Origin of the sequence: Chryseobacterium jejuense, from assembly GCF_900100075.1 — a bacterium.
In the GTDB taxonomy this organism is placed as follows: Bacteria; Bacteroidota; Bacteroidia; order Flavobacteriales; family Weeksellaceae; genus Chryseobacterium; species Chryseobacterium jejuense.
In genome coordinates, this window is sequence record NZ_FNEG01000009.1 from 137,570 (window position 1) to 157,432 (window position 19,863).

Genomic DNA, 19,863 nt, shown 5'->3' on the forward strand with positions numbered 1-19,863 from the left:
TACAATTAATCTCTATTTATTCTACGACTACTTTCTTAGCCTTTGGCTTTTGAGCAGGCTGCTGTGTAGAAGTTGAAGCTGCTGGTTTTGCAGCATTTCCTATAGCTGGAGTACTGGTAGAAGCTTTAGGCTTTTCTGTTCCTGTACTTGCAGGTTTTGGAGTTGTTGTTTGAGGCTTTGGAGTCTCTGTCTTCGGAGCTTCTACCTTTGGTGTTTCCCTTCTAGGTACTGGTGCAGGTACTACCGGAGCATCATAACTTGGTTCATTATGTACTTCCTCATATCGTACCGGTGGCAGAGAAGTATCTACCTTCATTCGGTAAATAGAATTCAGCTGTTCCACTTTTGCTCTCAGTTCTGCCGGAGTTTTCTTACTCGCCCAGAGGTCAATCTGCATTCCCTGGTCACGAACATCTCCTGAAGCTGGATCCTGATAATAGATAATATCAGATTCATCTTTACCACCATCTTCATATTCTACCAATCCTACTTCAAACATATTCTTCGCAATAACTGCTCTTGCCTCTTTTACAGAAAGTCCTACTACATTAGGAATGGAAATATTTCTCATTGGTCCTGATCCTACCACAACATCAATTACGGAGAACCTAGGAAGACGAGCACCTGGATTTACGGCATTTCCTTTATATAAAATTCTTAAAAGAGCATCTTTTTGAATACTTGGTTCGTAAATAGTATCCCCAATTTTCAGACCTACCTGATCCAATCTCTGGAATGCCAGCCCTGAATATTTGTTGATAACATCCGGAACGGCAATTTGAGCCCATGTTCTAGGGTTAACTTTAAGACGCACAGTTCTTCCATCCTTTACACGGGAACCCGGTGCAGGATAAATTTGTAAAACCTGAAATGGTCTGTATTTAGGGTCATAATTGGCACTGTCTACTTCATATTCCAAACCTGTATCATCTAATATTTTAACAGCATCATGTACAGATTTATTAACTACATTGGGAACAGGAATTTCCTGACCGTGATTAGTATGGTACTCTAACCAGCGAAACGTAAGCCATACAAGACCCACGAAAACACCGATTGCCACTACTAAATTCACTAAAACTTTCCAATTGAAAAGTGATTTAAGCATACTTAAAAATACTTTAATTATAACCGCAAATATAGCTAATAATTTTAGAATGGACTTTTTATTTAACACAATTCATTTTTGATTTGAAAATTTCCCGATTTCCCGTATTGCATTGCATAAAATGTTTAAATTTGCCTTAATTGATACTATATGGTTATGAATAAAAAAAGTGTTGCCGTAGTAATGGGAGGCTATTCTGATGAATATGTTGTATCCTTAAAAAGCGGACAATTGATCTATGAATCCCTGGACAGAAATTTATATGATGTATATAAAGTAGTAGTCCTTAAAGATGAATGGTATTTTCTAGGAGAAAATGATAAAAAATACCCGATCAACAAAGGAGATTTTTCTGTCACCTTAGATAATGGAGAAACATTGAAGTTTGATGCATGCTTCAATATCATTCACGGAACACCGGGTGAAAATGGTATTCTACAGGCTTACTGGGATGCCATAGGTCAAAAATATACAGGTTGTGATTTTTACCAGAGCGCCCTTACTTTCAATAAAAAAGATACGCTTGCCGTATTGTCAAAATATGGAATTCCTTCTGCGAAAAGCATTTATTTAAGAAAAGGAGAAAACATTGATGTGGATAAAATTGTAGAAGAATTAAATCTTCCGGTTTTTGTAAAACCAAATCAATCCGGATCTTCATTAGGGATTTCTAAAGTAAAAGAAAAATCTGAGCTCATTGCAGCTACAGAAATTGCTTTCAAAGAAGATGATGAAATCCTTATCGAAAGCTTCCTGAACGGAATGGAAGTCTCCGTAGGAGTTATCGATTTTAAAGGAGAAACCATTGTTTTAGGAATTACTGAAATTGTTCCAACCAATGAGTTCTTCGATTATGAAGCTAAATATGAAGGAGCTTCTGAAGAAATTACTCCAGCAAGAATTGATGAAGAAACCACAAAAAGAGTGGAAGAAATTTCCAAAAGAGCCTACACCTCTCTTGGAATGAGTGGTTTTTCACGAAGCGAATATATCTTAATGGATGGTATTCCTTATATGCTTGAAATGAATACCAACCCAGGATTCTCTCCTGCAAGTATTCTTCCTCAACAGGCAAAACATTATGGAATCTCCATTATGGACCTTTGTGGAAATGAAGTTGAAAAAGCTTTAAATAAAAAAAATAAATAATAGATGTTGAAAATTAAAAGTTAGATAAGAATGTTACCATTTAACTTTATCATTTTTGACGAACAATTATAAAACCAGACAACATGAAAATTGCTGTTTTCCCAGGGTCCTTTGATCCCATCACTTTAGGACATTATGATATTATAGAAAGAGCGGCACCGCTATTTGATAAATTAATCATCGCTATTGGCCAGAATTCTCAGAAGAAATATATGTTTCCTCTAGAAAAAAGAAAGGAATTCATTCAAAATTCTGTAGCAGAATTCCCCAATGTAGAAGTAGACTCATTCGAAGGCTTAACGGTAGATTACTGTTTTGAAAAGAATGCTCAATACATCATCAGAGGTCTGAGAAACCCTGCTGACTTTGAATTCGAAAAGGCAATTGCCCATACCAACAGAACATTAGCTCACAAAAAACTAGAAACCGTTTTCTTATTAACCTCATCCGGAAAATCATTCATCAGCAGCAGCATCGTAAGGGAAATTATTACCCACGGCGGCGAATATGAACTGATGGTCCCGGACTCTGTAAGGGTTGAGAGATAGATAAAATGAGTAATAAGTAATGAGCAATGGGTAATTTTGAAGATATGGATTTTAATCAAATTTTCCGTGAAAGAACTAAAAAATTCTCTATTGCTATTATTAGAGCACTTTCCGTATTACCGTATTCTGATGATCTTTCAATAATAAGGAAGCAAGTAATCCGATCTTCAACTTCAGTTGCAGCTAATTACAGAGCCGTTTCAAGGGCAAGATCTGAAAAAGAAAAATTTGTAAAATCTGCATTGTAGTTGAAGAGATTGATGAAACACAACTTTGGCTTGAAATTATTGAAGATCTAGAATACATAAGTCCAGAAAAAATTCTACATTTAAAATCGGAATGTGAAGAACTTGTAAAGGTTATGACCAGATATAAATTTAAATTGTCTCAGATTTAAATGGCATAATTTTTATTACTCATTGCTCATTATTCATTACTTATAGTAGTATATGCACGAACAGTTCAATTTTGCCATAGAAGTACTTGGAACCATTGCGTTTTCCATGTCAGGAAGTTTTGCAGCGATGCAGAAACGGCTTGATCCTTTTGGCGTTCTTATTATTGCCTTTGTAACTTCCGTAGGTGGAGGAACTGTAAGGGATCTATTGCTGGATATTCCTGTATTCTGGATGCATGATCTTCTGATGTGTGCCCTGATTATTATTACCAGTGTTGTTTCCATGGTATTCAAGTCTCTTGAAAAAAACTTTAAGGTTACCCTATTCATCTTCGACAGCTTTGGATTAGGGCTGTTTACCATTATCGGAATTCAGAAAGGGCTTAATGTTGGTATCCATCCTTTAATCTGTATTGGTTTGGGAACCATCACAGGCTGCTTCGGAGGAATTATCCGGGATATATTATTGAACAGAATTCCGTTGATTTTCAGAAAGGAAATCTATGCTACGGCATGTATTGTTGGAGGGGCTGCATTTCTACTGATGACAAAGTATACTCCACTTTCCTATACTTTCGTACAGATCTTTACCATCTTACTGATTGTAGCCATCAGAACGCTTGCTGTGAAATACCAGTGGCAGATGCCTAAGTTTTATGGCTATGACCAGACTTCTGAAATGTAATTACATTATATAAGCATAAAAAAAGCACCTGAATCAGGTGCTTTTATTTTATCTAAGTTTCTTATTAGAAGAATTTCCCTCTATTTCTCATATTAGGATTGTGCATATGCTTTTGCATGGTTGGCATTTTCAACTGATCCTTCATCATTTTGATCTGATCGGTCATCATTCCTGCACTGTCTAATCTTTTAGCCTCATCCAATAGCTTTTGACCTTCCTGCTTTCTTCCTTTAGAAATAGCTGCCGCTGCAAGATTTAAAGTAGCCATTGCTCTGTCATGCTTCATATTCAAACCGTACTCCAAAGCTTTTTTCATTAAAGGTTCCACTTTTGTAGGGTGATCCTGAGCTTGAGTTAATCCTAATAAATAGTGGAAATATCCGTATTGAGTTTTATGAAGTTGTCCTTTATAGTCGGTAATTTTTGTTAACCATTCTGCAGCTTTTTCCATATTTTGTTTTCTCAATTGCCAGAATGCCAAAAGGATATACTCATTTTTAAAGTAAAGTACGATTGGAAATGCGGCAAGAAGAAAAACAACAATCCCCCATCCAAGATTTCTTGTGAAAATCATCATATAAAGTCCCAGAAGGATAAGAAGTGCTGCTACTGCAATTTTAATGTTCTTATTCATTATTAAATTTTAGAAGTGCAAAGATAATAAATTTCAGGCTTAAAGTTCAAAAAGTCAATGGTGAATGGTCAATTCGCTGCGCTTGTCAATTTTTATCTCTGACAGCTATTAACGATTCATTTTGCAAAGCAAAAATTGACTATTGATTCCTAAGCTTCTTTTTTGATTCTTTCAAACGTCTGGAAACAGAAATCATAACCATTCTTTTCGTCTTTTTCATGGCAGATTTCATTCGTTTTTTTCCAGATTTTCTCATCGATTTTTGGGAAGAATGTATCTGCTTCAAGGTCAGCCTTTACCAGAGTAACCTCAAGTTTATCTACAATATCCATTGTTTGTTCATAAATATTTCCCCCTCCGATAACGAAGACTTCCTCATCAATCTTTTTAGCAAACTTCATCGCTTCTTTAAGGCTTCCCACGATAAGAACTCCTTCTTCAAACCAATCTTTTTTTCTTGAGACAACAATATTAGTACGGTTAGGAAGTGGTTTCCCAATACTCTCATAAGTTTTTCTTCCCATAATGATCGGATGCCCGGAAGTAAGGTCCTTAAAATGTTTTAAATCTTTCGGAAGATGCCAAAGCAACTGGTTTTCAAAACCAATCTCGTTCTTCTCTCCCATTGCCACCACTATTGTTGTCATTCAAATATAATTTTCTACAAAATTAGCACATAATTTGTATATTTGATTAGCACAAAAAATTAAAAAAAAATAAACTATGAAAAATAAAGGATGTCTGGGCGCCGGAACTATTGGTATAGCCCTCCTTATTATTGTTGCAGTCCTATTCTTTTGGGGAAAAAGCGGATATAACAGCTTTGTAGGTAAAGAACAGACTGTTAACGCAAAATGGTCTAATGTAGAGACTGTGTATCAGAAAAGAGCTAATCTTATTCCCAACCTGGAAAGAACAGTAAAATCGTATTCAAAATTTGAGCAGGAAACTTTAACACAAGTTGTAGAGGCACGTTCTAAAGCGACTTCTATCAACATTGATCCTACCAATATGACGGAAGCGGATATTGCTAAATTCCAGGCTGCACAAGGAGAATTATCTGGTGCATTAAGCAGATTAATGGCTGTGGTAGAGTCTTATCCTAACTTAAAAGCAGATCAGCAGTATATCAACTTCCAGAGAGAGTATACCGCTATTGAAAACAGTATCAGAACAGAAACTGTTTATTATAATGATGCTGCTAAGGATTACAACACCTCTATCAAGACTTTCCCAAATAATATTTTGGCGAATTTCACCAATTTTAAAGAAAAACCTTATTTCAAAGCTGATGCAGGAGCTCAGAAAGCCCCTGAAGTATTCAAATAATAATGGGTAATTTCCTTACAAATCAACAGATCGCTTCCCTTGTGGAAGCGATTCAGTCAGCAGAAGACCATTCAACAGGTGAGATTAGAGTGCATATTGACTCTAATACGGAAAACCGTGATGCTAAAACAGCATTTAAAGTTTTCAAAGAGCTGTCTATGGATAAAACTACCGACAGGAACGCTGTGCTTTTTCATGTTAATTTTGAACAAAAATACCTTACCATTATTGGTGATGTAGGAATTCATGAAAAAGTAAACCAATCCTATTGGGATCATCTGCATGACTATATTACCTCTGAATTTGCCAAAGGAAATTATTATCAGGCATTGAAAAGTGCTATTCTGGAAACAGGCCTTGAACTTAAAAAATACTTTCCTGTTGAAGGAGAAAACCCAAACCAACTCCCGAATGAAATTACATTCTCTTAAAATAGTATTTTCATTTTTACTGATCTGCTTTTACACTTTTGTATCAGCACAATATACGATTCCTCAAAAACCAGCGGTTTTATACCCAGTTTTTGATGAAGCCGGAATTCTTTCCCAGCAAGAAAAAGATGAGCTTAATAATAAACTCATCAAATTTGCGGATTCCACTTCCACAGAAATTGAAGTTGTTATCATTAAGTCTACCCAAGGCGAAGATGTTAACTTCCTGGCTACCCAGTTTGGTGAGCAATGGAAGATCGGAAAAAAAGGAGTAGATAACGGAGTTGTTTTCCTGATTGCTGCAGAAGACCACACCATGTCTATCCAACAAGGGCGAGCTGTGGAACAATATCTTACGGCTTCCGTTGCAGGACAGATTCTGGACTATATTGTAACTCCTAACTTCAAAAAGGGACTTTGGTATGAAGGTATCAACCGTGGTACCTCAGCCATTATGGAGGCTGTTCAGGGCAAATTCAAACCTGCTCCTACTACAGCGCCTTCAGGTGATGGCAGTGCGCTGAAAGTTCTTATTATCGCCTTTGTTATTTTCATCATCATTGCTATTCTCTTTGGAAACCGAGGAGGCGGAGGCGGTGGTGGCGGCAATTATGATGACGACGATGATGTTATTATCACTCGAAGAGGACGCAGAAATTATCCTGGCGGGTTCTTCCCATTCCCAGGTAGTTTTGGTGGTGGAGGCTTCGGTGGTGGTAGTTCCGGAGGAGGCGGTGGCGGCTTTGGTGGCTTCGGCGGTGGCGGAAGTTTCGGAGGCGGTGGTGCTTCCGGAGGATGGTAATCTTACAAAAAATATATTTATTTATAAACAGATCAGGTCTTAATGACCTGATTTTTTATTTAAAAACTTAAAATAACCACGTTTCTTTGATTTTAATTAACATTAAATCCACATTCACATATTAAAAAATTAATAAATCAACATAAAACCTACCTTTTATTCAATATTTTTTCAGTATATTTACTGAAAACAGGATTATGAAGAAGACGCTGGTAGTATTTGCGCACCCTTACCTGGAGCACTCCAATTCGAATGTAGAGCTCATCAATTTCTACGTTCGTCACCAGCATTATACCTTAAGAGATCTTTATGAAGAATATCCTGATTTCCATATTGCCGCCTTCAGGGAAAGAAAACGTTTAGCCAATTATGACCGCTTTGTTTTTCAGTTTCCACTGATCTGGTTCGGAATGCCACCTTTGTTAAGATTATGGATTGATGAAGTTTTCGATCGTGACTGGCTTCAGCCCGGAAAACATAACCCACTTGAAAATAAGGAAGTTTATATTCTGATAACTACCGGTGGAAAAGAAAGGTCTTTCAGCAAAACCGGAACGTATCAATACACTGTAGATGAATTAATTAGTGGTTTAATTGTTTCATTAAAGGTTTTCAAGGCAGATATCAAATTTATCAAGATCGTTTACGAAGCCAACAAATTGTCCAAAAAAGAAATTATTCTACATAAAAAAGAGTTTACAGAACTTCTCAATCAATAATATATGGAGTCCAGCTTAGCGATGAACACATTAATTTTTTTGGGTGTAGCCATTATCATGGTTCCACTGGCAAGAAAATTTGGATTGAGTTCAGTGATTGGTTATATCTTAGGAGGGATCATCATTGGTCCTTATGTACTTAGGCTTACAGGAAATAATGTGAATGACATTATGCACGCCAGTGAGTTTGGGGTTATCATGCTTTTATTTATCGTTGGTCTGGAACTGGAACCAAGAAAGTTCTGGGAGATGCGTAAGAAAATTATGGGACTGGGACTTACTCAGATGCTTCTCACTATTTTATTATTATTTCTTGTATTCATCAGTGTCGGCTGGCGAATAGATAAGGCTATTGCGGTTGCCATGTGTTTCGCGCTATCTTCTACTGCTATTGTATTGCAAACACTTCAAGAAAAAAATAACTTTAAGACAACGGCCGGAGAGGCTTCATTTTCCACCTTATTGTTTCAGGATATTTCGGTCATTCCAATTTTGGCTATTCTTCCGATTATTGCCAACTATAAGGCTAAGCATCATGATAATGAAATTCAGATCCTGATCCAAAAGCTTCCTCAATGGCTTCAGGCAGGAACAGTAATTCTTGGAGTAGCATTGTTGATTTTATTGGGCAGATATGTATTTGTGCCTTTCTTACGATATGTTTCAAAATCCGGAATGGCAGAATTATTAACTGCCTCTTCCTTATTTCTTGTTATAGGAGTATCTGAACTGATGGTAGTAATCGGGCTTTCTCCCGCATTAGGAGCTTTCCTTGCAGGAGTAATGCTGGCCAACAGTGAATTCAGACATGAGCTTGAAGCGCAGATCAATCCTTTTAAAGGACTTTTATTAGCCGTATTCTTCGTCAGCGTAGGATCCACAATCAATTTTAATATCATTCAAAAAGATCCATTATTTATTTTCAGTACTGTATTCGCTGTATTGGCTGTAAAGTTTTTGGTCCTGTATACTATTGGAAAATTTTATAAAATAGATACTCCACAAAGCTTTTTTTATGCCTTCGCTCTTTCGCAGGTGGGAGAATTTGCCTTTGTACTTATTAATTATGCTTCGGATCTTTATCTCTTAAGTCCTGAGTTAAATGCCCAACTGATGGCTGTTACGGCTATAACGATGTGTATCACTCCTATTCTCCTTATTCTTAATGATAAATTCATTACCCCGAAGTTTATCCGGGAAATTCCTGAAGAGGAACATGATTACAATATTCTGGACAGTGATGTAACTCAGAAAAAGATCATTATTGTAGGGTTTGGGCATTTTGGAAGCACCGTAGGACGTCTTTTAAAAGCCAATAAAATATCCGCGACGGTGTTAGACAGAGATTCTGATCGTGTAAAACTTTTAAGAAGCTATGGCTTTAAGGTTTATTATGGTGATGCTACAAGAATTCCGATTCTAAGAGCTGCAGGAATTGAAGATGCAGAAATTCTGGTATTATGCCTTGATGATTCTGATGACAATATGTTTATTGCAGAGCTTGTACGTGAACATTATCCGGAGGTTAAAATATTTGTAAGAGCAAAAAACAGAATTGATGCTTATGAATATCTCAACAACGGCATCAATCATATTTATCGGGAAACATTAGGAACAGCTGTTGATATGGCTGTTGATGTCCTTCATGAGACAGGAATGAGAAAATATGCAGCAAGACGTCTTGGACAGAGGTTTATGGCGATTGATAAGGCTTCCGTCAGAAAGCTTGCAAAGATGACAGAAGATCAGGATGTTACTTTATTCAGCACAAAAGAAATCCTCCAGCGTGAGGAGGAATTATTGGCTTACGATAATCTTAATTTTGATACTAAAAACTGGGAAGGTTCCTCATCCACCGAGGAAGAAGATGAGGAAGAGTCCCAGGATTAATTTATTGGATGTTTACGCTTCCACCGCTGCTTTCTTCTTTAGTAACGCTTTTAAGGTCTCCTTTTTTAGCGATATCTACACTTCCGCCTGAAGAGGCCTCTGCCTTAACAGAAGAAACAGCACTGATCTGAATGCTGGCACCACTGGATGCATCTGCTTCTACATTGTCTGCAATAACCCCTTTAGCTGAAATGCTACTGCCTGAAGAAGAACTTATATCCGCATGCTTAGCTTTTCCGGAGATATCCATACTTGATCCTGATGAAGATTCTATATTAAGATTTACCGCCCAGATTTTCCCGTTGAAATTACTGCTGCTACCTGTATTAATATTGAAATCATTTGCCTCCAGATTTCCGGAAATACTTCCTGCACTTGAAGCTTCAATACTGGTTTTTTCCTGAGTAAATTTATCTTTTACATTAATGCTTGCTGCAGATTCTGCTGTAAGTTTTGTAAAGTCTCTGGCATAAATTTTTGCAGTGACTTTATTAATATTCATTACTCTGATTCCTTTCTTGTAGTGAATATGTACTTTTCCGGATTCATTTTCTACTAGAATTTCATCAATGATATTTTGAGGTGCTGAAATCACTATTTTTTCTGTATCCGACTTAATAATTTCTGCATCTATGGCCTGAGAAACCTGAATTTCGTCAAAATCTCCATTAAATTCTCTCTGCTGAATAGGTCCCGATTCTTTATTGATTACTTTCTCTACCCAGCCATTATTTTCTTTATTTTTTTTCTCATGTCTTTCATTACATGAGGCTAAAACCACTAAGGCTGAAAAAATAAAAAGAGTTCTTTTGTTCATGTTTATTTTTTTTATAGATTATTTTTTTGATTATAATTTAATAACAACTAAAATATAAAAAATATTACATCTACTTCTTATTATCCTTTCAATCTCTAGTAATTCAATAATTGAAAAGTTTTTATGAAAGTAAAGCTGTTATTTCTTTTTATGCTTAAATCACCAAAACAGCTGTTTTATTAAATACATACCCCAAAATATCCGCTATAAGGCAAGTTTTTAATATCTTTATGCTTTAATAACAACTATATTTATGAAGAATATTTCATCGGTATTATTAATTTCTGCCTTGGCGTTCAATCAATCTTGTACTACAATGAAACAGACCGATACTCAACAGGAACTTCCTGCCCCTGATCCATCATTATCTTCAAACCCTTTTATGAAGAAGAGCAAGCTTCAGTATGAAGCTCCGGAGTTTGACAAAATTAAAAATGAACATTTTAAACCGGCTTTTGATTTCGGATTAAAGCAACATGCTGCCGAAATTGAAAAAATAGCTAATAATCCAGCTTCTCCTACTTTTGAAAATACTATTGTTGCATTGGAAAAAAGCGGTGAAGTACTGAGAAGAGCACAAATTGTATTCTCTAACCTTACCAGTGCGAATACAAACCCTACTCTACAGGCTTTGGATGAAGAATATGCTCCTATTTTTGCAGGGCATTCTGATAAAATGTACCTAAATGAAAATCTTTATAAAAGAATCAAATCAATCAAAGAAGATGGGCTAGATCCTGAAAGCAAAAGATTGGTACAATATTACAAACAAAACTTTGAGATTGCAGGAGCTAACCTTTCTGCAGCGGATAAAGAAACACTAAAGCAGATCAACCAGGAACTGGCTTCGCTTTCTACACAATATGCTAATAAATTATTGGAGGCAAGAAAGCAAGGTGGTGTATTCTTCGCTGATGCTAAAGAACTGGATGGACTTTCTGCGGACGAGATTGCAGCGGCTGCAGCTGATGCTAAAACTGCAGGACAACCTGGAAAATATCTTCTTGCCCTACAAAATACAACTCAACAGCCTCTTTTACAAAACCTTAAAAATAGAACGAGCAGAGAAAAGTTATTCAAAGCTTCATGGACAAGAGCTGAAAAAGGTGATGCTAACGATACGAGAGAAACTATTGAAAAGCTGGCTAAAATCAGACTGAAGAAAGCTCAGATTCTTGGTAAAAAGAATTTTGCAGAATGGAAACTTCAGGATCAGATGGCCAAAACTCCGGAAGCAGCTACTAAACTAATGAATCAGGTGGCTACACCAGCTGTGGAAACAGCAAGACGTGAAGCTAAAGATATTCAAGATCTTATCGATCAGCAAAAAGGCGGTTTCAAGGTAGAGCCTTGGGACTGGAATTTCTATGCCGAGCAGGTAAGAAAAGCTAAGTTTGATCTTGATGAAAGTGAAATTAAACCTTATTTCGAAATCACAACTGTTTTAGAAAAAGGTGTTTTCTTCGCTGCTGAGAAATTCTACGGATTAACTTTCAAGAAGAGAACAGATCTTCCTGTTTATCACCCTGATGTAGTGACTTATGAAGTTTTCGATCATGATGGAAAATCTATTGCTATCTACTATCTGGATTTCTACACAAGAGATTCTAAAAATGGTGGTGCATGGATGAGTAACTTCGTAGAGCAGTCTTACCTTATGGGAACAAAACCTGTAATTGTAAACTGTTATAATTATCAAAAACCAGCTCCTGGAAAGCCTTCATTAATTAGTTTTGATGATGTTTCAACTATTTTCCATGAGTTTGGACACTCTATCCACGGAATGTTTGCAAGCCAGAAATATCCATCTCTTTCAGGAACCAATGTACCAAGAGACTTTGTAGAATTCCCTTCTCAGATCAATGAACACTGGGCACTGGATCCGATGGTTATAAAGAACTACGCAGTTCATTATGAAACAAAACAGCCTATTCCTCAGGCTCTGGTAGATAAAATTAAAAAAGCGGCTACCTTCAACCAAGGTTATATGACTACGGAATTGATTTCTGCAGCTGCTTTAGACATGGATTGGCATTCTGTAACGAATGAAAGCCAGTTTATCCCTGTTTTAGATTTCGAAAAACAATCTTTAACAAATCACGGATTCACTTTAGCAACAGTTCCACCAAGATATCATACGCCTTATTTTGCTCACATTTGGGGCGGTGGATATTCAGCAGGCTATTATGCTTATCTATGGTCTGAAACACTGGATAACGATGCATGGGAATGGATCAGTAATAACGGTGGATTAACCAGAGAAAACGGTGACCGTTTCAGAAAATATATTCTTTCTGTAGGAAATTCTGTAGACCTTAATCAGGCATTCAGAGATTTCACAGGACACGATCCGGATATCAAACCTTTATTAAGAAACAGAGGGTTTATTAAATAATACAATGGAAGCATTCTTTTAAGAGTGCTTCTTTTTTTTGATTAAAACCTGGAAGATTAGCTCAATTGGGGATAAGTTTTGGCTAAAGCTGATGGATTTATTGCATCATTTTAGAACAAGTTAAAGCCCGTTCCTATTGATATTTATTATACTTTTGTAGCTTAAAATTTTAAATAAAAAAGATGAATTGTCCCTGCTGTTCAGGAAAATCCTATGAAGAATGCTGCAAGCCTTATCATACAGGAGAAAAACATGCTCCCACAGCTGAAGCATTGATGCGTTCCCGATTCTCAGCCTTTGCCATCCCGAACGGTGAATATTTAATGGAAACTACCCTTCCGGGAAAACGAAAATACCATAACAAACAGGATTTACAGGAATGGGGTGAGATTAATGAATGGACAAAACTGGAAATTATTCAGACTCCCGCTTTAAATCATGTAGAGTTTAAGGCTTATTATACAGATCAGGACGGTCATCCGCAAATCCATCACGAATTCTCTGTCTTTCAGAAAATGCATGAGCGTTGGTATTATGTTTCAGGTGAATTTTTAAACTAATAATATGAAGAAGAATTTTATGTACACATTGCTGCTTATGCTTTGCAGCTTTAGTATTTTCAATGCCCAAACAACTGAGGATAAAAAGGAGATTTCCATTGCTGTAACTGACATCTTAAAAGGGTTTCAAACCAAGAACGGTGATATCATGAATCAATATGTGAACCCCACTTATGGTGTTGGTGTCCTTTTTAAAAGTGGTGGAGATCTTGGTTTTGTTTTAAATGAGGATGTTAATCTCAATATGTCATTAGGCTACATTCAAAAAGTGTGGAATATCAGAAATCAATCTCCAATACAGTTTGATACTGCTTTTGAATATGATTTAAATAACAAAAAGTGGAAAAAAGAAGGATTATCGGTTCAGTTTAATTCTAATGCTGTGAATGCTTATGCGAATAAATTCTTATCGCAGTATTCTGTAAAAGATCAGAAGATTTTTAAAATCAATTCCAATCCTAAAAATGTAGTTTTTGTAACGCTGGCTGAGAATAGTAAGGAGAATGCTCCTATTAATGGATTTAGATTTGTCATGACAAAGATTGATGGCAAATGGTTCCTTACGTTTATTGATGTAACGGAGCATGATGCAGAGTAAGAGTGTGGGATAAACCACCCCGTCAAATCTTCGATTTGACATCCCTTCAGCGAAGGGGAATACCAAGCATTATTCAACTAATATTACTTATAAGAAATACCCCACAGAATGCTCTGCGGGGTATTTTTATTCTATATTAAGCTTGGATCTTTGTGAAAACCCAATCCAAAAAAATGTCCGAAAAAATCGGACATTTATATTATTTTTTAGTGAGCATCAGTTCCGTCAATACCGTGAGCATGACCGTGTGATAATTCTTCTTCTGTTGCAGGACGAGTGTTTAAAACTTCTACCTGGAAATCTAACACTTTACCAGCCATTGGGTGGTTAAGGTCTGCTACTACAGCTTCCGGAGTTACTTCTACTACAAAAGCCTGGAAGTTATTTCCTTGGTTGTCTGATAAAGGTAAAATTGCTCCAATTGGAGGAGTTCCTGATTCTTGGAACATTTCAAGTGGTAATTGTGCAATAGCATCAGGCTGTCTTTCTCCGTAAGCTTCTTCAGGCTGAATTACAAAAGCAGCTTTATCACCAGCTTTCAAACCTAGGATATTTTCTTCAAATTTTGGAATCATCATTCCAACACCATACAAAAATGTAAGTGGATTTTCTGCTGTTGTTTCTTCTACTAGAACTTTAGTTCCATCTGCTTCGATTGTGTGAAGTATATACTTTACAGCTACAACGTGATTGTTTTCAATTGTCATATTTTCTTTTTTTGTCGTGATTTTCCTTCACGATTAACACCACAAATATAATGTTTTTGAAATAATTTCATTGGGTTGGAAACTATGAAAGACATAAAGAACAACTCCTGCTCTTTATTCATCCCAAAAACATTTTCATAAATTTTATTTTCATGAACGATCAGAAGTTATAAGACCAGCAGATACTTCCAGCTTACAGTCCTGTTACTTCTTATTCCTGGACTCTTCTCTTTTTTTCTGTCTTAAGACATACAAATACAAACTTTCAACTTTCGCCCTTGCCCAATCTGTTTTGCGTAAAAACTTCAATGATGAATTGATACTCGGGTTATCTGTAAAACATTTGATATTGATTTGTTTTCCCAATTCCTCAAACCCCTGGTAATATTCCACTAGTTCTTCAAGAATAGCATCAAGTCTTTTTCCGTGTAAAGGATCTTTTGATTTTTCTTCCATAACGCAGTAAAATTAAAACATTTTATCAGACTTACCGACTAAAATTGTTTCAACTCTTAATCTTTAGTATTTTTGATGAAGCTATTTCTTACCCATAAAATTATTCGTTACCAAAATATGAGCAAAAACAACGAAGTAAACAGGAAAAAAAATAAAAATAAAATCGACCAGAAAAAGAGGAAAGCACAAAATGCAGAAGCAGAAAGGAAAGCACGTTTAAAACAAATTCATCAAGATTTTAAAGCAAAAGAAGCTGATGATCAACCATAAAAATCGTTTATTATTAAACCTAATGACTTTTAAAAGCCTATATTTCCTTTACACAACGATACATTTTTTATGAAAATTCTACATACTGCCGACTGGCATTTAGGAAAACGACTGGACCGCTTCTCCCGACTGGAAGAGCAAGTTTCAGTGATGGAAGAAATCATCACAATTGCTGATGATGAGCATGTTGATATGATCCTTATTGCCGGCGATTTGTTTGATAATTTCAACCCTGCTGTAGAAGCCGTTGAGCTTTTTTATAAAACACTGAAACGTTTATCTCAAAACGGAAAACGTCCTGTAATTGCTATTTCAGGAAATCACGATTCTCCTAACCTTATCGATGCTCCGGATCCGTTGGCCAGGGAATGCGGAATTATTCTCATAGGTCATCCCAAAGCGGAAGTTATCCCATTTGGAACAGAACATTTTACAATTACCCATTCAAAAGAAGGTTTTATAGAAATGAAGATCAATACTATTGATTTTCCTATACGACTATTGCACACTCCTTATGCCAATGAAGTCCGTTTGAAGGAATATTTAGGAGAAAATAAGGAAGAAGAAATCAATAATGTCCTTTCCAGAACCTGGAAAGATCTTGCAGACCAATTCTGTGATGAAAAAGGAATCAACCTTCTGACTGCCCATTTATATATGAATAAAAAAGGAGCTGACATTTTAGAAGAGCCTGAAGGAGAAAAACCTATTAAAATTGGGAATGCAGATCTTATTTATTCGGATAGTATTCCTGAACAGATTCAATATACAGCTTTAGGCCATTTACATGGTTTTCAGAATATCGGAACAAAGGAAAAACCGGTCATTTATTCCTCTTCTCCTCTATGCTACAGCTTTAGTGAGGCAGGACAGACAAAATATGTTTCAATTATTGATGCAGAACCAGGGAAACCTGTTTCGTATGAAAAAAAAGTATTGAAAAGCGGAAGAACTCTAGTAAGAAAAACGTTTACATCCATTGATGAAACCGTTCAATGGTTGGAAAAACATCCATATACGTTTATTGAGCTGACATTAGAAAGTGAAACCTTTTTAACGGCTGATGAACGAAGGCTAATTTATCAGTCCCATAATGGAATTGTACATCTGATCCCAAAGGTTAAAAATCAGGAATCCGGTGAAGAAACCAATCATGAAATTAATCTCAACCAGAATATAGAAACATTGTTCAAGGATTTTTTTAAATCGAAAAATGCAGGCCAGGAAGCCAATGAAGAACTGATGAAATTGTTTAACGAAATTTTAAATGCCTAAGTTATGATTCCTGTTCAATTAACCATTGAAGGTTTGTATTCTTATCAGGAACGTCAGACCATTGATTTCAAAAACCTTACGGAAGCCGGTCTATTCGGTATTTTTGGAGCGGTAGGTTCCGGAAAATCTTCAGTATTGGAAGCGATTTCGTTTGCTTTATATGGTGAAACGGAACGTCTGAATATGCGTGACAAAAGAGCGTATAATATGATGAATTTAAAATCAAACTCGTCCTATATTGAGTTTGATTTTATTAATTATGAAAATAAGCTTTTCCGTGCTACCAGGGATTTCAGGCGGAATTCTAAAAAGTTTGAGGATGTAAAACCCTATTCTGTGACGTTCTATGAGAACATCAACGGAAAATGGGTTCCTTTGGATCATTCCAATGCAGAAGAGATTATTGGTTTAAGCTATTCCAACTTTAAACGGACCATCATTATTCCTCAGGGACAGTTTAAGGAATTTCTTGAATTGGGAGCCGCAGACAGAACAAATATGATGAAGGAAATTTTCAGTCTTCAGCGTTATGATCTCCAGAATAATGTTTCAGCTTTGAATACCAGAAACCGATCAGAATTGGATCAGCTTGAAGGTCAGCTGAAAGGTTTTGAAGAGATCAGTGAAGAAAAAATTCAACTTCAAAAAGATCTTTTGGGAGAGGAACAGAAAAAACTGGTTCAGGCCAATGAAAAATTTGAAAAGGTTTCCCAGATTTATCAACAATTAAAAAATTTAAAAACTGATTTTGAAAGCCTAAAACAAAACCGGGAAAACTTTAACAAACTTTCCGAGCAAAAACCTCAAATGGATGTACTTGAGGCTCAAACTGAACTTTATGATCGTACATTCAGAGCTTTCAATCCATTAATTACTGAAAAAAACAGGCTTTCCAAAAGTGTTGTTGAGAAAAGGAATGAGAAAGAAAATCAGGTCAAAGCAGTAAAGGAAACCGAGACTGCTTTTAATACTGTAAAAGAACAACTTTCTGTTTTGGAATCGAAGTTTAAAGCTTTAGAACAGTCCAGAATACAGGAAAATGATTTAAGTCTTATGGTACAGATCCTGAAGTTTTATAATGAGATTAAAACGCTTAAGGAAAGAACCCAAAAAGGGTCAGAAAAGGTAGCTGAAGTAGAAGTTCAAAGGGATGTCATTCAGAAAAAGATTACTGAGCTGTCTAAAAGCCTTGATGTTTTAAAAGGGCAAAAGCTTGATACCTCTTTACTTTCCAATGTAGGGAACTGGTTTATTCAACATAAAAATTTTAAAAAATCACAACAGGAGCAAATTGAAAAAATTCAAAAGCATCAAAAGCAGGTAGAACTGATTGCTGAGGAATTGAAACCTTTTGGTCTTCAGGAAAACTTTAAAGCTGATTTCAATACGAAAAAAGAAGGTCTGGAAGCACAGAAAAAGGAACTTTCTCAAAAGCTGGATCATCTGAAGATTCAAAAGGAACTTTCCCGTTTTGCGAGTGAACTTCATGATGGAGAAGCCTGTCCTCTTTGTGGTTCTCAGGAGCATCCTCATATTGTGGAATTTCATGATGTAAATACTGAGCTACAGGAAATTGAAAAGAAAATAAAAACGGTTGAACAGGAAGCTCATCAACTTCAGCAACAGGAAACCGCTGTTGAAAAAATTCTGGACAGAAAGAAAATCTTTGAAGAACAATTAGTCTCTGAACAGAAAGTTCTTCAACAGATCCAAAAGGATATGGAAAGCCATCTTCAACAGTTTATATGGAAACCATTCAGTCCGGATCATGAGGATGATTTTGAGAAAAAAAGATCAGATTCTTTTGCTGTGGAAAAGAAGATTGAAGAAACTGACAAAACGATCAATCTGGAACGCGAAACCCTGGAAAAGGAAAATAAAGTTCTTGAAAAATATAAAAATGCTTTGGAAGCTTTCAAGTTGGAAGAAGCTACGAAGCAGAAAGAAATCAATATCAGCCGTTCCAACCTTAAGATTCTGGAGTGGGAATCTTATGCACAAAAGACTGTAATAGAAATTGAAGAAGCTTATCAAAAATTAGCACAATCCAATACAGAAACAGAACAAAGCTATCAAAAAGCGGCTCAACAGGAAAAGGAGCTTGCTCCGAAACTTGCAGAACAGAAAGCAATTGTCAGCCAGTCTGAAAAACAGATTACAGAGCTTGAAAAAGAAATTTCAGAGAATCAACAGACTATTGATAAGGCTTTAAATGAAAATCATTTTACAACATTTAATGAAGTAGAAAATATCCTTCAGCAGGAAATCAATATTCAGGAAGCAAGAGCTAAAATCCAGCAATTCAAAATTGATTTTGAAACCCTGAAAAAAGTGATTGAAGGGCTAGAGCTGAAACTAAAAGATCTTTCCTTTGATGACGAACAGTTTTCATTGGCTGAAAAACAGTTTGGAGAAGCTCAGACTGAATTAAAGCAAATCAATGATGCTGTTGTCACCATGATTGCTGAAAAAGACAGACTAGAAAAAGAATACAAGAAAAAAGAAGAACTTCTAAAGGAATTAACAAAGCTTCAGAAACGCTCTGAAAATCTTAAACTGATGATGAATCTGTTTAAAGGTGCTGGTTTTGTTCAGTATGTTTCTTCTATCTATCTGAGACAGCTATGCGATCATGCGAATACCCGCTTCCATAGAATGACAAGAAATCAGTTGAGCCTGCAGCTTAATGAAAATAATGATTTTGAGATCATCGATTACCTCAACGAAGGCAGAAGCAGAAGTGTGAAAACGCTTTCAGGCGGACAGGCATTTCAGGTATCTTTAAGTCTTGCTTTAGCTTTGGCAGAAAGTGTTCAGTCTAATGCTCAGGCCGATAAAAACTTCTTCTTTATTGATGAAGGTTTCGGAACTCAGGATACAGAATCTGTAAATATTGTATTTGAAACACTTACTAACCTGATGAAGGAAAATAGAATTGTGGGAATTATCTCTCACGTAGAAGAACTTAAGGAAAAGATTCCTACGGCACTTAACATTATTAAAGATGAGGAAAGGGGGAGTTTGATTGAGATTATATAATTTAAAAAACACAAGAGTCACAAAAATGTTTAAAATATTTGTGACTCTTGCAGT

At 36.1% G+C, this 19,863-nt stretch carries 20 protein-coding genes and 1 pseudogene; 15 read left to right on the plus strand and 6 right to left on the minus strand.

Features of this window, described 5'->3' with window-relative positions:
• Nucleotides 1–16: 16 nt before the first annotated feature.
• A complete protein-coding gene (locus tag BLS98_RS21880; protein WP_089739452.1) occupies nucleotides 17–1,108 on the minus strand; it encodes a PASTA domain-containing protein in 1,092 nt (363 codons plus the stop codon).
• Nucleotides 1,109–1,264: 156 nt separating this feature from the next.
• On the opposite strand from BLS98_RS21880, the gene BLS98_RS21885 reads away from it, so the two are divergent.
• From BLS98_RS21885 to BLS98_RS21900, 4 genes and pseudogenes are all read left to right on the plus strand, one after another.
• The gene (locus BLS98_RS21885) at nucleotides 1,265–2,257 is read left to right on the plus strand and encodes a D-alanine--D-alanine ligase (RefSeq protein ID WP_089739535.1); all 993 of its coding nucleotides are present in this window, start codon (nucleotides 1,265–1,267) and stop codon (nucleotides 2,255–2,257) included.
• Between the two features lie 83 nt (nucleotides 2,258–2,340).
• A complete protein-coding gene (gene coaD, locus BLS98_RS21890) occupies nucleotides 2,341–2,805 on the plus strand; it encodes a pantetheine-phosphate adenylyltransferase (RefSeq protein WP_045492768.1) in 465 nt (154 codons plus the stop codon).
• Nucleotides 2,806–2,849: 44 nt separating this feature from the next.
• Nucleotides 2,850–3,202: pseudogene (locus BLS98_RS21895) on the plus strand (four helix bundle protein).
• Between the two features lie 52 nt (nucleotides 3,203–3,254).
• On the plus strand, nucleotides 3,255–3,887 hold the full coding sequence (locus BLS98_RS21900) for a trimeric intracellular cation channel family protein (protein ID WP_089739454.1): 633 nt from the start codon (nucleotides 3,255–3,257) through the stop codon (nucleotides 3,885–3,887).
• Nucleotides 3,888–3,951: 64 nt separating this feature from the next.
• Here BLS98_RS21900 and BLS98_RS21905 read toward each other — a convergent pair whose 3' ends face one another.
• Together BLS98_RS21905 and BLS98_RS21910 are read right to left on the minus strand one after the other, a co-directional pair.
• Nucleotides 3,952–4,521 (minus strand): membrane protein, encoded by a 570-nt coding sequence (locus BLS98_RS21905; RefSeq protein WP_045492762.1) that lies wholly within the window; start codon nucleotides 4,519–4,521, stop codon nucleotides 3,952–3,954.
• 149 nt (nucleotides 4,522–4,670) lie between these two features.
• Entirely contained in the window at nucleotides 4,671–5,168 is a 498-nt protein-coding gene (locus tag BLS98_RS21910) for a dihydrofolate reductase (protein WP_089739456.1), read from the minus strand.
• 76 nt (nucleotides 5,169–5,244) lie between these two features.
• Between BLS98_RS21910 and BLS98_RS21915 the strand changes: the two genes are divergently transcribed.
• The 5 genes from BLS98_RS21915 to BLS98_RS21935 all read left to right on the plus strand — a co-directional run bounded on the left by BLS98_RS21915 (nucleotide 5,245) and on the right by BLS98_RS21935 (nucleotide 9,692).
• The gene (locus BLS98_RS21915; RefSeq protein ID WP_045492756.1) at nucleotides 5,245–5,850 is read left to right on the plus strand and encodes a LemA family protein; all 606 of its coding nucleotides are present in this window, start codon (nucleotides 5,245–5,247) and stop codon (nucleotides 5,848–5,850) included.
• Between the two features lie 2 nt (nucleotides 5,851–5,852).
• Entirely contained in the window at nucleotides 5,853–6,281 is a 429-nt protein-coding gene (locus tag BLS98_RS21920; RefSeq protein ID WP_181575104.1) for a TPM domain-containing protein, read from the plus strand.
• Nucleotides 6,262–7,083, plus strand: a complete 822-nt coding sequence (locus BLS98_RS21925) for a TPM domain-containing protein (protein WP_089739460.1) — start codon at nucleotides 6,262–6,264, stop codon at nucleotides 7,081–7,083. Before BLS98_RS21920 ends, BLS98_RS21925 begins: the two co-directional genes overlap by 20 nt.
• Nucleotides 7,084–7,280: 197 nt before the next feature.
• Complete coding sequence (locus BLS98_RS21930; protein ID WP_089739463.1) at nucleotides 7,281–7,802, plus strand: NAD(P)H-dependent oxidoreductase; 522 nt, start codon at nucleotides 7,281–7,283, stop codon at nucleotides 7,800–7,802.
• 3 nt (nucleotides 7,803–7,805) lie between these two features.
• Nucleotides 7,806–9,692, plus strand: a complete 1,887-nt coding sequence (locus tag BLS98_RS21935) for a monovalent cation:proton antiporter-2 (CPA2) family protein (protein ID WP_089739465.1) — start codon at nucleotides 7,806–7,808, stop codon at nucleotides 9,690–9,692.
• Between the two features lies 1 nt (nucleotide 9,693).
• Here BLS98_RS21935 and BLS98_RS21940 read toward each other — a convergent pair whose 3' ends face one another.
• Nucleotides 9,694–10,509 (minus strand): head GIN domain-containing protein, encoded by an 816-nt coding sequence (locus tag BLS98_RS21940; RefSeq protein ID WP_089739467.1) that lies wholly within the window; start codon nucleotides 10,507–10,509, stop codon nucleotides 9,694–9,696.
• A gap of 253 nt (nucleotides 10,510–10,762) precedes the next feature.
• Between BLS98_RS21940 and BLS98_RS21945 the strand changes: the two genes are divergently transcribed.
• The 3 genes from BLS98_RS21945 (at nucleotide 10,763) to BLS98_RS21955 (ending at nucleotide 14,062) form a co-directional block, all read left to right on the plus strand.
• Nucleotides 10,763–12,904, plus strand: a complete 2,142-nt coding sequence (locus tag BLS98_RS21945; protein WP_089739469.1) for a M3 family metallopeptidase — start codon at nucleotides 10,763–10,765, stop codon at nucleotides 12,902–12,904.
• A 182-nt stretch (nucleotides 12,905–13,086) separates the two neighbouring features.
• Entirely contained in the window at nucleotides 13,087–13,464 is a 378-nt protein-coding gene (locus BLS98_RS21950; protein WP_089739471.1) for a YchJ family protein, read from the plus strand.
• A gap of 4 nt (nucleotides 13,465–13,468) precedes the next feature.
• Nucleotides 13,469–14,062, plus strand: coding sequence for a hypothetical protein (locus tag BLS98_RS21955; RefSeq protein ID WP_139166170.1), 594 nt, complete (start codon nucleotides 13,469–13,471; stop codon nucleotides 14,060–14,062).
• A 206-nt stretch (nucleotides 14,063–14,268) separates the two neighbouring features.
• On the opposite strand, the gene BLS98_RS21960 is transcribed toward BLS98_RS21955, so the two are convergent.
• Both BLS98_RS21960 and BLS98_RS21965 read right to left on the minus strand, forming a co-directional pair.
• A complete protein-coding gene (locus tag BLS98_RS21960; RefSeq protein ID WP_089739475.1) occupies nucleotides 14,269–14,769 on the minus strand; it encodes an FKBP-type peptidyl-prolyl cis-trans isomerase in 501 nt (166 codons plus the stop codon).
• A gap of 204 nt (nucleotides 14,770–14,973) precedes the next feature.
• The gene (locus BLS98_RS21965) at nucleotides 14,974–15,225 is read right to left on the minus strand and encodes a VF530 family protein (RefSeq protein ID WP_089739479.1); all 252 of its coding nucleotides are present in this window, start codon (nucleotides 15,223–15,225) and stop codon (nucleotides 14,974–14,976) included.
• A gap of 117 nt (nucleotides 15,226–15,342) precedes the next feature.
• Here BLS98_RS21965 and BLS98_RS23460 point away from each other — a divergent pair, with 117 nt between their 5' ends.
• The 3 genes from BLS98_RS23460 (at nucleotide 15,343) to BLS98_RS21980 (ending at nucleotide 19,809) form a co-directional block, all read left to right on the plus strand.
• Nucleotides 15,343–15,495 carry a hypothetical protein gene (locus BLS98_RS23460; protein ID WP_167356270.1) on the plus strand — a complete coding sequence of 51 codons (153 nt, stop codon included), beginning with the start codon at nucleotides 15,343–15,345 and terminating at the stop codon, nucleotides 15,493–15,495.
• A gap of 69 nt (nucleotides 15,496–15,564) precedes the next feature.
• Nucleotides 15,565–16,770 (plus strand): metallophosphoesterase family protein, encoded by a 1,206-nt coding sequence (locus tag BLS98_RS21975; RefSeq protein WP_089739483.1) that lies wholly within the window; start codon nucleotides 15,565–15,567, stop codon nucleotides 16,768–16,770.
• A 3-nt stretch (nucleotides 16,771–16,773) separates the two neighbouring features.
• The gene (locus BLS98_RS21980) at nucleotides 16,774–19,809 is read left to right on the plus strand and encodes an SbcC/MukB-like Walker B domain-containing protein (RefSeq protein ID WP_089739484.1); all 3,036 of its coding nucleotides are present in this window, start codon (nucleotides 16,774–16,776) and stop codon (nucleotides 19,807–19,809) included.
• Nucleotides 19,810–19,863: the final 54 nt, after the last annotated feature.